The following is a 14,148-nucleotide window of genomic DNA, read 5'->3' on the forward strand; positions in this document are numbered from 1 at the left end:
CGGCGCGGCAGGTGCCGTCGGCGCGGCGGGTGCGGCAGGTGCGGCCGGCTCGGCGACGGCGGCCGGCTCGGTGAAGGCGGGCGCGACCGGCTCGCCGACCCCGGCCGGGGGCGTGGGGGCGGCCACCACGACCGGTGCCACCGGCGGCGCGGTCGGGAGCGGCGGTGCTGTCGCAAGCGGCGGTGCTGTCGCAAGCGGCGGTGCTGTCGGGAGCGGCATCGCGGGCGGCGGCGGCAGCTCGGACCCGAGCGGCACCGAGGGTGGTTCCGGAAGCTCCGATCTCAGTGGCGCCGAGGGTGGTTCGGGCAGTCCGGCCGCGACCGGAGGGGCGGCCGGAAACGGTCGCTCGGACCGGGCCGGGGCCGGCGACGGAAGCGGCCGTCCGGACACGGCCGGCGGCGGGGCCGCCCGTTCGGACCTGAGCGGCACCGCCGGTGGATCCGGCAGCGCGGACACGAACGGCATCGCGGGCGGCGCCGGCAACTCGGATCCGGGCGGCGCCACCGGGGACGGGGGCAGTTCGGGCACCGCTGGGGGCGGCGGCAGCGTCGGCGTCCGCTCCCGCTCGGCGGAGAGGGCCGGGACCGGGGCGGGAACGGCTACCACCACACCGTCCGCCGCGGGCGGGGCGACGGCGGCGGGCGGGGTGACCTCCAGGTACCCGCGCACCGGCGCGGTCGTGCCCACAGCGGCCGCCTCGGCCTCCAGGTCGACGGCCATCTCCGCCCGGCTGGGCGGTTTCGCGCCGGGCACCAGCACCGACGCGGGCATCAGCGCGCGGCTCGTACCCGCCATGCCGTCGACCCGTGCGCCGAGGTCGAGCGCCAGTTCCCGCATCCGGTGGGCGGTGGAGTGGACGGTGTCGTCGAAGACGAGCGTGCCGCTGCGCGCGTCGAGCATCGCGGACCGGACCTGCTCGGCGTTCCTCGGCTCGGCGGTGGAGCGTACCCAGAGACCGGTCTGCACCACCTCGACCACGGCGCCGGGGGCGAACCAGTAGACCCGGGGTGCGACCTCCTCGGCGCCGGCCAGCGGCGGGCGGTGGCTGAGCACGGCGGGCCGGCGGGCCCGGGAGTTGGGGTGCGCCCGGGGCGAGTAGGACAACTCCAGCGCGTACGGCGCCCAGCCGAACGCGCCGTCGGGCAGCACGGTACGGATCTCGTACCGGTGCGGGCTGCCGATCGGCACGCCGGTGTAGCAGGTGACGTCGGTGTTCAGCAGGTCGGCGAGCGCCTGGCCGAACGCCTCCCCCTCGGGGATGCGGACCTCGCCGAACTGCACGAAGCGCACCCGGTGCCGGTTCTCCTCGTCGAGTCCGCGCCAGAAGCGCACCACGTCGTCGAGCGACAGCGGTGGCGTGCCGGGGCAGCCCAGCAGCACTGTCATGGTCTCCGCCTGGCAGGGCACGTACGCGGTGAGCCGCTGCCGTTGCGGGTCTACCACCTGCGGGTCGCGGTTGCTGTGGATCCAGACGCCGGCCGGGATCGGCTCGATCTCGGCGGTGGCGCTGGACGGCCGGGTGTCGATCGCGGCCCGGTCCCATCGCGGCGTCGGGTAGCGCTTGGCGTCCCAGGCCGGCGGGCGGCCGGGCCGGAACCGCACCCAGCCGCTGCCCGGGGCGGAGTGGACGAACAGCGTTCCGGCGGAGCCGCGTACCAGGTCGCCGTCCGGGGCGATGACGGTGCGGTTGAGGCGTTCGGAGAGCCACTGACCGGCCATCGCCGCCGAGTTGCCGTGCCGGCCGCAGGCGATGAGCCGGATGCCCCGGCGGCGGCGCGGCAGCACCCCGGCCATCGACTCCCAGGCGCTGATCGGCATCCCGTCGCCGAGGTCGAGCACGACCACGTCGTTCTCCGCGTCTTCGATCATGGACAGCGCCAGGGACTGGGCCTCCGGGCTGATGGCGTCCTCGGCGTGCACCACGAGCGCGTTGCCGACGGTGTGCTGGACGACGCCCTCCGGGCGGTCCTTGCCGCCGCCGAACAGGTCGCGGATCCGGGTTGCCATGATCGACCTACCCCACTTCTGCGGCCGCGAGGGCCCTCATGCTCAGCGCCGGGCCCTGGGGCACCAGCGCGAGCAGCTCTCTCGGGAAGGGAACGTTCACGACCCGGTCGAGCTTCAGCGCCCGTACCGCGTCCTGGTCGCCGATCGGGTACGCCTTTCCGTCGTCCGCGATGTACGTGGGCAGGGGTTGCGCCGCTCCGGAGCCGGCCGGTGCCGGGAGCACCGCCATGCCGCTGCCGGGTGCCAGGAGCACCGACGTGCGGCCGTCGGGGCGGACGCCGGAGCGGGCCAGCGGGACGAGCACCGCCGTGCTGTCGAACCGGGTGCCGTCCGCCGGGCCCTGGCGCAGGCACAGCGCGTACGGGCCGGGTTCCTGCGGGGTGAGGCCGGTCAGGTCGGGCAGCCGGGTGAGCAGCGACCTGTCGGCCGACATCCGCGCGGCGGCGAGCCCGGCGGCGCTCAACTCCACCGGCTCCTCCCCGGAGGCGGCGGTGGCCAGCAGGAACTCGGTCCGGCTCAGCGGCGCGAGACCGTCGCGGCGCAGCACCAGGAACTGTTCCGCGCCGGTGTCGGGCCGCTGCCGGAACAGCGTGCCGATCGGGTACGTGCGGTCGCCGACCCGTCCGGAGCGGCCCGCTCCCGGGATCGTGGCCGGCGCCAGGTCCGGCCCGTCGGGCAGGAAACCGAGCCATTCCCCCGGTGCGGGCACCTTGCGGGTGGTGGTGGCGCCGAGGGCGGCGAGCACGGCCGGGTCGGCCACCCGGTGCTTGCGGTCGGCGGTCACCAGGTAGGTCGGCCCGTCGGCGGTGCGGACGACGGCGAAGCGGTCGGCCGGCACCGGGACGGCTTCGGCGCGCGGGTCGAGGTTGAGGCCGAGCCGGTCGCCGGGTTCGTCGGTGACCGAGCCGGGCAGGCAGGCCAGCCACGGCCCGGCCACCATCGGCCCGGTGGCGACCGACTGCGGGGCGCCGTCGATGCCGATCGACGGCCCGCGCGGCACGTCCTTGATCGACTCCTGGGAGATCAGCTTCACGGTGGCGCCCGCGCCCTGGACCAGCATGGCCGAGGTCAGGTTCGGCGTCGGGCGCAGCGCACCGTCGAGGTAGACGTACCGGTTGCCGCTCTCCTTCTCCACCAGGATCACGCCGCTGCGGGCGTACGCCTTGCTGCCGCCGGGGACGATCCAGCCGTAGACGGCGAACCCGGCCACGACCAGGACGCTGATGAGCACGCCGAAGGCCAGGCCGGTGACGGCGCGCTGCCCGGGAATCTCCGCCGTCGACGGGTCGCCCTGCACCAGGGCGGAACTCAGCCGGCCCATCATGAACTGGTGGGCGTGGACGTGGTCGCGCTGGGTCTGCACGGCCGGCTACCCGAACAGCCCGCGGGCCCAGGCGTAGAGCCCCAGCACCTGGGCGAGCACCGGCAGCACGGCCAGGCCGGTGGCGACGTCCAGCCCGCCGGCCGTGTACTCCCAGAACGGCAGCATCCGGCGCGGCCACGGCCGCAACGCGGCCATCACCAGCGGCACCAGGAGGGCGACGAGCCCGCCGAGCAGGACGTACCGGCCGGTCGGGGCGAGCTTGTCGGAGAACATCAGGGCCACCATGAGGTAGCCGACGGTACCGGCCGCCACCAGGGCGACCCGCTGCCAGAAACCGAAGAAGGTACGCGAGCGCAACAGGATTGCACTCGATGTCACGAGCACGAGCGTCCACCCGGACCAGCCGGGCACCTTCATGGTGTGGTGCATCAGCACCGGCAGGACCAGCGCGGAGGCGGTCATGCAGGCGGTCAGGTAGGTGTCCGCCTCGTCGGCGCGCGCCTTGACCAGGTCGGAGTCCTCCGGCTCGATGTCGTACGACATGTCCGCGCCGGTCTTGGGCAACTGCGGCCCGCGCAGCCGGGCCAGCTTCACCGCCGCCCGGGGCGCGATCACGATCAGCACCAGGATCACCGACACGGCCACTGCGGAGACCTCCGGCGCGGTGAGCGCGAAGCCGTCGCCGGCCAGCAGCACGAGCACCACGATCGCGGCGGTCAGCGCGATGACGAGCAGTGGAGCGAACGGCATGACCGGCGTGACCGTACGCTGCGCGATCAGCAGCAACGCGGTCACCGCGACGATCGCGACGGCGGCGGCCAGCCCGGCGCTGGCGTTCCAGGCCACGCCCTCCGGGTCGCCGTCGACGGCGCTGGACGCGGCGACCGCCGCGAAGAACGCCGCGCCGCCGCCGAACAGCAGCGGGAACGCGCCGTCGCTCTGCTGGCGGGCGCTGACCATCGACGCGGTGAACAGGCCGGCCGCGAGCACCGCGCCGCCGATCACCTGGGGCAGCACCGGCCCCCGGTCCACGAGCACGGCGGCGATCAGGCCCATCGCCACCACGCAGAGCACCAGGAACAGCACCCGGCGGTACTCCGGCTGCCACCTGTCGGCCCGCCGGTTGACCACAGTGGCGACGCCCTCGGCCAGGTCGTCGAAGTCGAGTTCGGGCAGCGGGTCCTGCGCCGGGCGCAGGTGCAGCTCCTCACCCTCCAGCCAGTCCAGGCTCTCCGGCGTCCCGGACAGCTCGAACGGCGCCTGGCCGAGGCGCTGCAGCACCCACGACTCGTCGGGCGCCTCGCCGTCGGGGACCCGGGCCAGATCGGTGGTGTGCCGCACCAGCAGCGGCATCAGGTTCGCCACCGGCATCCGTGCCGGTACGGCCAGGTCGGCCCGGCGGGCCGGCCCGATCACCGTGATCCGGCACAGTTGGTCGTTCAGCGCTGCGGTCACCAGCGAGCCTCTCTCATCGGGCCGTGTCGGACACGAAACCGGTCTGCATCAGGCGTACGCCGCGCCGGGTGACGAGCTGGGCGCGTCCGGGCGGCAGTTGGCGGGGCTTCGCCTCGCCGAGGAACTTGCCCTCCTCCTTCGGGTAGGAGAAGAGCGTCGCGGGCGTGCCCAGCTCCCACATCCGCCGGATCACCGGGTCCATCATGGCCCGCATCGCGCCGGAGGTGCTGCGCGCGACGATCACGTGCAGGCCGATGTAGGCGCCCTGCGCGAGCAACGGCAGGAGCGGGTCGAGCGTCGAGCCCATCCCGGTGCTCTTGGTCATCAGGTCGTAGTCGTCGACGATGACGAAGAGCTCCGGCCCCTCCCACCAGTCGCGCTTGCGCATCCGCTCGGACGAGACGTCCGCGCCGGGCATCCGCCGGTTCATCGAGACCGACGCCTGGCCGGCCAGCTCGTGCATCTTGTCGCCGGTGAACGCGAAGCCCACCTGGTACGCGGCGCCGATCGCGGTGTCCAGGTCGCGGCGCGAGTCGCCGAGCACGACCTTCGCCCGCTCCGGCGGGTAGTGCTGCTGGATGGACCGCAGGACGAGCCGGAGCAGGTTGGTCTTGCCGGTCTCGCTGTCGCCCAGGACCAGCATGTGCGGCGTGGCCATGAAGTCGTGCCAGACCGGGGCGAGACGCTGCTCGTCCTGGCCGATGACGAACTTGAAGTCGGACTCGGGCGGTGGCAGCGTCTCCACCATCAGGTGCGCCGGAAGCATCCGTACCGGCGGGGCGGCCGGACCGGGCCAGAACGTGCCGATCTCCTCGACCACCGACTTGGTCGCCTCGGCCAGGTCGCCCACCTCGGAGCTGCCGTCCATCCGGGGCAGCGCGGCCAGGAAGTGCAGCGCGCCGTCGGTGAGACCGCGCCCGACCTGGTTGGGCACGGTGGCCGCCTTGCGGGAGCCGTGCTCGGACTCCATCGCGTCACCGAGCCGCAGCTCCAGCTTCGTGCCGAGCAGGTCCCGCATCCAGGTACGCAGCTCCGACCAGCGGGTCGCGGTGACGATCACGTGCACGCCGAAGGACAGGCCACGCGAGGCGAGTTCCTGGAACTTCTGCTCCAGCTCCTGGAAGTCCTGTTTCATCGTGTACCAGCCGTCGATGACCAGGAAGACGTGCCCGAAGCCGTCCTCGATCGTCCCCTCGGCCACCTTGCCCAGGTAGCTGGACATGGAGTCGAGCCCGTGCCGGGCGAACTCGGCCTCGCGCTTCTCCATGACCTGGAGGACCTCCTCGACCGTCCGGACGACGCGGTCGCGTTCCATCCGGGTCGCGATCGAGCCGACGTGCGGCAGGCCGGCGATCGAGGCGAGGCCGCCGCCGCCGAAGTCCAGGCCGTAGAACTGCACCTCGCGGGGCGTGTTCGCCAGCGACAGCGCCAGGATCAGGCTGCGCAGCAGCGTCGACTTGCCGCTCTGCGGGGCGCCCGCGATGCCGACGTGGCCGTCGGCGCCGTTCAGGTCGACCACCAGCAGCTCGCGCAGCTGCTCGGCGGGCCGGTCCACCACGCCCACCGGAACCCGGAGGCCACCCTGGACGGCCGGGTCGTCGATGGTCATGCCGCGTACCGGGTCGGGCAGCACGCTCGGGATGAGCGAGTCCAGGCTCGGCGCGTAGGACAGCGGCGGCAGCCAGACCTGGCGGGCCGGCGGGCCCGAGCCGGCGAGCCGGTCCAGCAGCACCTCGACCAGGCTCGGCCCGTTCGCGTCGGCGGCGGGCTCGTCGACCTGCTCGGCTGGACGCTCCGGCCCGGGGTCGTGGCGCACCGCCACCTGCCGGGTGGTGAACGGCACCACGTCCGCGGTGGGCTCGTCCCCGGCGTCCGCGACGCCGCCGCGGCGTCCACTTCCGGTGTACGCGCCGGAGACGTACGCCGCCTTGAAGCGCACCAGGTTCGTGGTGTCCACCTTGAGGTAGCCGTTGCCCGGCTCGGGCGGCAGCTCGTACGCCGCACCCACACCGATCACCGACCGCGACTCCATCGAGGAGAACGTGCGCAGCGCCAGCCGGTACGACAGGTGCCCCTCGACCCGGTTGATCCGGCCCTCGTCCAGGCGCTGGGAGGCGAGCAGCAGGTGCACGCCGAGCGACCGGCCGAGCCGGCCGATGGACACGAAGAGGTCCATGAACTCGCTCTTGCTGGACAGCAGCTCGCTGAACTCGTCCACGACGATCAGCAGCACCGGGAAGGGCACGAGCTGGGCGCCGTTGCCGCGCGCCTTCTCGTAGTCGAACAGCGAGGCGTAGCCGCTGGCCCGCAGCATCTCCTGCCGCCGGGTCATCTCGCCGTTGAGCGCGTCCTGCATCCGGTCGACAAGCGGCAGCTCGTCGGCCAGGTTGGTGATCACCGCCGAGGTGTGCGGCAGCTTGTCCATGCCGAGGAAGGTGGCGCCGCCCTTGAAGTCGACCAGCACCAGGTTGAGGATCTCCGAGCTGTGCGTCGCGGCCAGGCCGCAGACGAGGGTACGCAGCAGCTCCGACTTGCCCGAGCCGGTGGCGCCGATCAGCAGGCCGTGCGGGCCCATGCCGCCCTGCGCGGACTCCTTCAGGTCCAGCTCGATGACCTCGCCCTCCTCGGTGACACCGATCGGCACCATGAGGCGGTTGCGTTGCGGGGTCCGGGTACGCCACAGGGCCTGCACGTCGAAGGTCATCGCGTCGCGGATGCCGAGCAGCGTGGTCAGCTCGAAGCTGGTGTCCAGCGGTTCGTCGGACACCTCCAGCGTGCCGCTGGTCCGCTTCGGCGCGATGATCCGCGCGAGGGCCTCGCACTGGGTCCGGTCCAGACCGTCGCGCTTCGCCGAACCGGTCGTCGCGCCGGCCGGGAACTCCACGACGTCGCCGGTGACTGTCAGCCGCAGCACCTTGGGACCGCCGGGCATCGCGCCGGTGAGGTCGAGCAGCACCACGTTGCGGATGCCCGCACCGAGCAGGCGGGAGCTGTCCGGCAGGTCCACCAGATGCGCGACGATCACCAGGAACGGCTCGCTGGTGGTCGGCCTGACGGCCCGGTCGTGGTCGCCCCGGTCGGTGATCTCCGGACCGAGCATGTCCATCAGCGCGTCGTGGCTGCCGGCGAACATCCGTACCGGACCGGCCGCGTCGTACGCGGTGGGATGCGCGTTGTGCGGCAGCCACTTGACCCACTCCCACGGGCCCCGGTGCACCTCGGCGGCGAGCACCGCGATCCGCAGCTCGTCCGGGGCGTGGAAGGTCGCCAGCTGCGCCACCATGGCGCGGGCCAGGTCGATCGCCGGGTCGATCGCGCCCTCGAACTCGACGCTTGTGAAACTCGGCAGGCCGACCGAGGTCGGGATGCCCGACACCGTCCGGTACGCCTCGGAGAACCGCCGCAGCGAGATCGACGACAGCGGTTCGAGGTCCTCGATCGGCTTGGTGGACGGCGGGTTGAACTTCAGCATCGCGGCCTGCCGGCCGAGACCGATGCGGACCCGGCCGAAGTCGTCGTGGCTGGGCCGGCGCTCCCACAGCCGGCTGCCCATCGCGATCGACCACAGCCAGCCGGGTTGCGGGTTGTTCCAGAGCACGTGCCGGCGCTGCTGGTCGGCCGCCTCGCGGGCCTGCTTGCGCAACTGCCCGATGTAGCGCAGGAAGTCACGCCGTTCGCCGCGCATCTTGCGCTTGCGCTCGGACGCCGCCCGGCCGATCTGCATGACGCCCATGAGCAGCATGCCACCGGCCATCGCGCCGCCCATCACGTACATCACGGGGGTGCGGTTGTAGAGGCCGAACATCGCGAGCATCGCGCCCATGCCGAGGCCCATCGGCACGACCATCGCGAACGAGCGGAAGTCGAGCGGGGCCTCCTCCGCCATCAGCGGCGGCTCCTGCAGCTCGACCGAGCCTTCCGGCGCCTCCGGGCCCGGCGCGCGGGGCGGGCGCTTGACGGTGACCGTACTCATCCGAGCGTCCCCGCGTCGGCGCCGTCGCCGCCCCAGACGGTGCGCTCCTGGCGCAGCAGCTTCACCGCGTAGCGGTCGTTGCGGTAGCGCTCGGCCACCTTGACGTCGTCGTCCTCCTCCGCCTGGCGCTTCTTCTCCCTCTTCGCCCGCTCCTCCTCGTCCCTGCGGCGTCGCTCCTGCTCGGCCCAGAACGCCTCGGCGCGAGCGGCGGCAGCCGTCTCCTCGTCGGCGAGCGACGCCGTGAACTCGGCGTCGCTGACGCCGGGCTCACCGCACCGGGGCAACTTCTCCAGGTCGGCGCTGAAGAAGTCGAGCGTGCCGTCGGACGGCCTGGGCGCCTTCGCGGGCGCCACCCGCCGCCACACGGCACGCGGGGGCTGCGGTGTCTCCGACATGGTCACCCTTCCCTGCCGTCGTCAGCTGACGGGCCGGTCAGCCAGTCCGCGTCGCTGAGGTCGTCCCAGCCCGCCGTGTCGTCCGGGTCGTCGTCCGGGCGGACCAGCGGCACGTGGTCGCCGGCCGCCGGCCGGGCGCGGTCACCGCCCCAGACAGCGTCGTCCTCGCGCAGACCCGCGGCGGGTTCCCGGCCGGCACCGGGCTCGCGCTCGTCGTCGCGATCGGAGCGCGCCCGGACCGTACCGGTCCGGCCCGGGTCGTCGGGGCCCGCGCCGGACGCCGCGCGGCCGGACGTCTGTGGACCACCGACTCCGGCGACGGCGGCGGCACCGGCCAGGCCGAGCGCGCCGGGGACCGCGACCGCCACCTCACCGTCGGCCACGACGGCTGTCCTCCGCTGCGTCCCCTCCGGACCGCCGCCCCCCGGCGAGACCTGTTGGTTCGACTGCGCAGGCGAGTTCGGCTGAGCAGGCGGGTTCGCCTGCCCGGACGGGTTCGGCGCGGCCGTCTGGCCGGGTGGGCTCGCCGCCTGGCCGGGCTGGGCGGCCTGGCTCGGCTGCCCGGGCTGGGCGGGTGGGTTCGGTACCGGGCCGGGCGCGGCGGGCAGACCCGGCTGACCGACGATCACCGGAGCCGCCACGACACCGCCGACCACCGGCGGCACGACGGCCGCGGGCGGCTCCGCCCGTGACGGCGGTTCCACCGCCGGGGACAGATCGACCACCGTCGGCACCTCCACCGCCGTCGGCGGCACGACCACTTCCGGTACGGGCACACCCGGCGTACCGCCGGTGCCGGACACGGGTGCCGCCGGAACGTCCGGCGCGGGCTCCTCGGCGGCGGCCTCCGGCACGCCCGGATCCGGGCCGGCAGGTGGACCGTCCGGTCGAGAGCCGGGCACAGCGGTGACCGGTGCAGCACCGTCGGGATCCACCGTCCCGTCGCCCGCCTCCGGCGCGCAGTCCTCCGGCCGGGCCGGGGTCCATTCCGTCTCGTCCGGGCGGATCAGATCGGACGCCGCTGGTGCGGTACGTGGTGTGGTGCCGGCGGGCGCGTGGCTGCCCGGCGGGCCGCCCATCGGCGGCAGCACACCGGCGACCGGTGCCGACACGTCGGTGCTCGGGAGCGTCACACCGGTGCTCGGCGGCGCGACGGGGACCGGCTCCACCAGTCCGGCGCCGCCCGTGCCCGCTCCCGTGGGCGCCTGCGGCGCACCGGCGTCGGGGGTTGACGGGCGCCAGTCGTCGGCGTCCGCCTCGACCAGCCCGGAGGCGTCCGGCGCGTCCGGCACACCGGCGGGCGCGCCCGCACCGGCGCCCGGCGCACCCGGCGCTCCCGGCATCATCGGCATCGCGGCACCGGCCGGCGCCGTGACCGGCGAGTCGACGCCGACGCCCGGAGCCACCGGCGCGGCGGGGATCTGCGGGCCGTCGACGCCGAGCCCGTCGCCACCGGCCGGCGCGCCGCCCGACCCGTCCGGCACGCCCGCGTCCACGCCCACCGGTCCCCAGGTCTCGGGGTCGCCGCTGACGAGTCCCCGGGCGTCGGGCGACTCGGCCCCACCGGGGTTCGTCGCGCCACCTGCGGGCCCCGGCATTCCGGGCATGGGCGGCATGCCGGCGCCCAGCCCGGCGCCGCCGGCCGAGACGCCGGCCGGTGCGCCGGGAACCTGCACGCCGTCGAACCCGGGTGACCGCCAGTCCGCCTCGTCGCCCTCCACCAGGCCCTTGGCATCCGGTGCCTCGGGGACACCTGAGCCGCCACCGGCACCGGCGCCGGGAGCGCCCGCGCCGGGCATGCCCGGCATCATCGGTGACTGGAAGCCACCGCCTCCGGGCACGGCGCCACCGGGAGCGGCCGGGATGTCCACGCCGTCGACGGCCCCGGGGACGAAGTCGTCGCTGTTGCCGAGCAACCCGTTCGCGTCCGGTTTCTCCGGCAGCCCGGGGCTGCCGCCCGCGCCGGGACCGGCGCCGCCGGGCGGGCCGAATCCCGGGATGCTCGGCGCGGTGAACCCGCCGCCCGGTTTGCCGATGCCCGTTCCCGTGCCCGTACCCGCCCCCGGCTTCGGGCCGCCCACCTCACCCGGTCCGGAGAACGACGGCGGCTTGACCGATCCGGCGCCACCCGCGCCGCCACCGAGGTTGGCCGAGCCCGGCGGCTTGATGCCCGGCGGAACGACACCGGAACCGAGCCCGCCCGGCAGGCCGCCCCCACCCGGTACGCCGACGCCGGGGAAGCCGGCGCCCCCCGGCCCGTTGATGCCCGGCGCGTCGAAGCCGGGCAGCCCGCTGCCGCCGCCCCCGCCTGGCGTGGGCCCACCGATCTCGCCGGGGCCCGAGAACGACGGCGGGGTGATGGCGCCCGGTCCCTGGCCGGAACCCGGACCACCGATGTCGGCGAGGTTCGGCGGCGTGATCGAGGGCACGGTGATGTTCGGCGGCGTGGTGAACCCCGGCGTGGTGATACCGCCGGCGGGTGGCGCGGTGAATCCCGGCGGGGTGATCGTGGGCGGGGTGGTGAGGGTCGGCGTCGTGAGGTTCGGCGACGAGATCGGCGGGCCGGTCGGCACGTTGATGCTCGGCGTCGGCATGGTGACCCCGGACGTCCCCGCCTTGTCGGTGGTCATCCGGTACTTCTCGGCGACCGTGTGGACGACCTCGGACATCTGCTGGGCCATCGGCTTCTCGTACTCGGTGCCGCTGATCGGCACCGGGCCGCTGCCGCTGCCGACGCCGTTGTCCGAGGCGATCGTGGCCCAGGCGCCGTCCAGGTAGGCGATCGTCTGCTGGGCCCAGGACAGATGGTTGGCGGCGTCGTAGAGCTGCGACGGCAGCGAGTTGCGGTTGGTCGAGGAGTTGATGCTGTTGGCCGCCGTGGTGGAGTCCGGGACCGCGCCGCCGGCCAGGTGCTCTGCCTGCTTGCCGAGCAGGTCGGCGTAGAAGTTCATCTTGTCGCGGAACCCGTTGGCCGCCGGCCCCTTCCACGCCTTGTCGTCTCCGACCATCGAGGTGACAGCGGTACGGATGGTCTGTTCGAGCCAGATCAGCAGGTCCTGGGTCGCCTGGAAGGCCTGCGCGGTCTCGACGACGGACCGGACGCTCACCAGCGTCTTGGCGTGGTCCCGCCCGCTCTCGGTGGTCAGCGCGGCGCCGCCGTTCACCGCGGCCTCGAGCTTCCGCCAGCCCCGGGTCTCCTTCGCCCAGGTCTGGTAGTCGTACAGGTCGCTGACGGGGACCACCTTGGGTGGGAAGGTGGCCGCCTCCTCCGCGGGGTCGTTCCACCCGTCGAGCTTGCTGTCACCGAGACCGTTGCCCATGCCCTGTCCCTCTTCGCGAGCGGCGAGACCGTTTCGCCCGCGTCAGTTTCCGTCGGTCTTGACGATCTTCTGGCCGTAGGTGCTCAGGTTGTCCAGGCCCTTGAAGGAGTCACCCATGATCTCGCCGAGCTTGTCGGTGGTCAGCGCGTTCAGCTCTTCGAGGTTCTCGTACTCCGCGGCCATCTTCAGCAGGGCGGTCTGCACCGCGAGCAGGGCGGTGTTCATGTTGACGAGCATGTCCTTCATGTCGCCCTTGACGCCGCCGTCCTGGGCCGTCGCCCCGACGATCGCCTGCCGCAGCACCTCGGCCCGGGCGAAGGCGCCGGGACGCGGGTCGATCGCGCCCACCTGGTCGGCCGTGGTGAGCAGGATCTTCCCGGCGCCGGTGATGCTGCCCAGCACGTCCTCCGCGAACCACTTCAGGGCGGCGGTGTTGACCGCCACGCCACTGGTCGAGGCGGTGTCACCCTTGAACGTCGGGTTGATCGCCGGCGGTTTGAAGCCCGAGCCGGTCGAGATCTCGTCGTCGATCCAGTCTGACTGGTCGGTGAACGCGGGCGGCTTCACGTTCGACGGGTCGGTGATGTTGTCCTTGTACGTCTTGACGAGGTTTTTCCAGCCCTCGGTGTCGAGGATGTTCTTGTCGTACCAGTCGCGGGCCTCGATCCACTCCGGATGCTCGGCGCGGACCTCGTCCTTCCACCGCTCGTAGTTCACGCCGGTGCGGTTGTTCTGGTGCTTGTTGTAGAAGGCCATCCAGGAGTCGTGCGCCGCCTGAACGGTGCCGTCCGGCTTCCCTATGGCCTCGTCACCCATGCCGTAGGCGTTCATCGCGCTGATGGCTTTGTCGTTGGGGTATCCCCAGTCAATGCGGGCCAAGGAGCTCACTCCACTCGAGAGTCGACGACGGAACGTTGGCACAGACCCCAGCGGCCCGGGTCGTCTAGCTCACCGGGCCGGGGACGGACGACGTGGGCCGCCACGCCGCGTCCGCGGCGGCCGTCCGGCGGTTCAGCCGCCGCGGACGTCGTTCCAGATCATGGCGTGACGCTGCTCGGTGGTGCCGTAGTTGTCCGAGATCTGCAGCAGCGTCTGCCGGGCCTGCTCCAGGTAGCCGACCATCGAGTCGGCCGCCTGGTTCCAGGCCAGCTTCGAGACCCTGTACTGCTCCTGGGCGGCACCGGTCCACTGGGCCAGGCTGGCCTCGACGGTGCGCTCCATCTCCTCCAGCGACGACTGGATCTGGCCGTTGATGCGGTTCATGTCGGTCAGCACGGCGTCTGCCTGCACGAAGTCGAAGGTGTAGTTGGACACGTCAGTCCTCTCGGGAGATCGGGGGGATCCGGATGCGGCTCAGATGCCCGGCAGAGCCGCGCCGAAGGAGTTGGCCACGCTCGACGCCTCGTCCTCGGCCGTCTGGTAGCCCTTCGTGGTCACACCCATGACCTCGAGCATCTTCAGCAGCTCGTTGATGACCCGCTGGAACGCGTTCTCCCAGTTGTCCATGGCCTGGTTGAAGCCCTGCGACGCCTGGCCGGTCCAGGAGGAGATCAGGATGGCCATCTGCCCGTTGACGGCGCGCAGCTGGCCGGTGAAGGCGGTGGCCTTGTCGGAGAACTCCTGGGCAGCCCGCTGCATACCCTCTTCGGTGGTGCTGACGGTCGGCATCGTCAC

The 14,148-nt window shown here is 73.2% G+C and carries 8 protein-coding genes and 1 pseudogene; all 9 read right to left on the reverse strand.

The window, feature by feature from the left end:
• Positions 1-2,007, reverse strand: a pseudogene (locus tag AB0D28_RS18385) (hypothetical protein); the annotation flags it as partial.
• 7 nt (positions 2,008-2,014) lie between these two features.
• Positions 2,015-3,370, reverse strand: a complete 1,356-nt coding sequence (gene eccB / locus AB0D28_RS18390; protein WP_357387156.1) for a type VII secretion protein EccB — start codon at positions 3,368-3,370, stop codon at positions 2,015-2,017.
• A 6-nt stretch (positions 3,371-3,376) separates the two neighbouring features.
• On the reverse strand, positions 3,377-4,786 hold the full coding sequence (eccD, locus tag AB0D28_RS18395) for a type VII secretion integral membrane protein EccD (RefSeq protein WP_357387158.1): 1,410 nt from the start codon (positions 4,784-4,786) through the stop codon (positions 3,377-3,379).
• A 13-nt stretch (positions 4,787-4,799) separates the two neighbouring features.
• Positions 4,800-8,759, reverse strand: coding sequence for a type VII secretion protein EccCa (gene eccCa, locus AB0D28_RS18400; protein WP_357387160.1), 3,960 nt, complete (start codon positions 8,757-8,759; stop codon positions 4,800-4,802).
• On the reverse strand, positions 8,756-9,154 hold the full coding sequence (locus tag AB0D28_RS18405) for a hypothetical protein (protein ID WP_357387162.1): 399 nt from the start codon (positions 9,152-9,154) through the stop codon (positions 8,756-8,758). Before AB0D28_RS18405 ends, eccCa begins: the two co-directional genes overlap by 4 nt.
• A 2-nt stretch (positions 9,155-9,156) precedes the next feature.
• Positions 9,157-12,474: a hypothetical protein gene (locus AB0D28_RS18410; protein WP_357387164.1), complete on the reverse strand. Its 3,318-nt coding sequence runs from the start codon at positions 12,472-12,474 to the stop codon at positions 9,157-9,159.
• Positions 12,475-12,516: 42 nt separating this feature from the next.
• Positions 12,517-13,353, reverse strand: coding sequence for a hypothetical protein (locus tag AB0D28_RS18415; RefSeq protein WP_357387166.1), 837 nt, complete (start codon positions 13,351-13,353; stop codon positions 12,517-12,519).
• Between the two features lie 132 nt (positions 13,354-13,485).
• A complete protein-coding gene (locus AB0D28_RS18420; RefSeq protein ID WP_357387168.1) occupies positions 13,486-13,788 on the reverse strand; it encodes a WXG100 family type VII secretion target in 303 nt (100 codons plus the stop codon).
• 39 nt (positions 13,789-13,827) lie between these two features.
• Positions 13,828-14,148: a WXG100 family type VII secretion target gene (locus tag AB0D28_RS18425; protein ID WP_357387170.1), complete on the reverse strand. Its 321-nt coding sequence runs from the start codon at positions 14,146-14,148 to the stop codon at positions 13,828-13,830.

Source organism: Micromonospora sp. NPDC048169, assembly GCF_040652815.1.
Taxonomy (GTDB): domain Bacteria; phylum Actinomycetota; class Actinomycetes; order Mycobacteriales; family Micromonosporaceae; genus Micromonospora.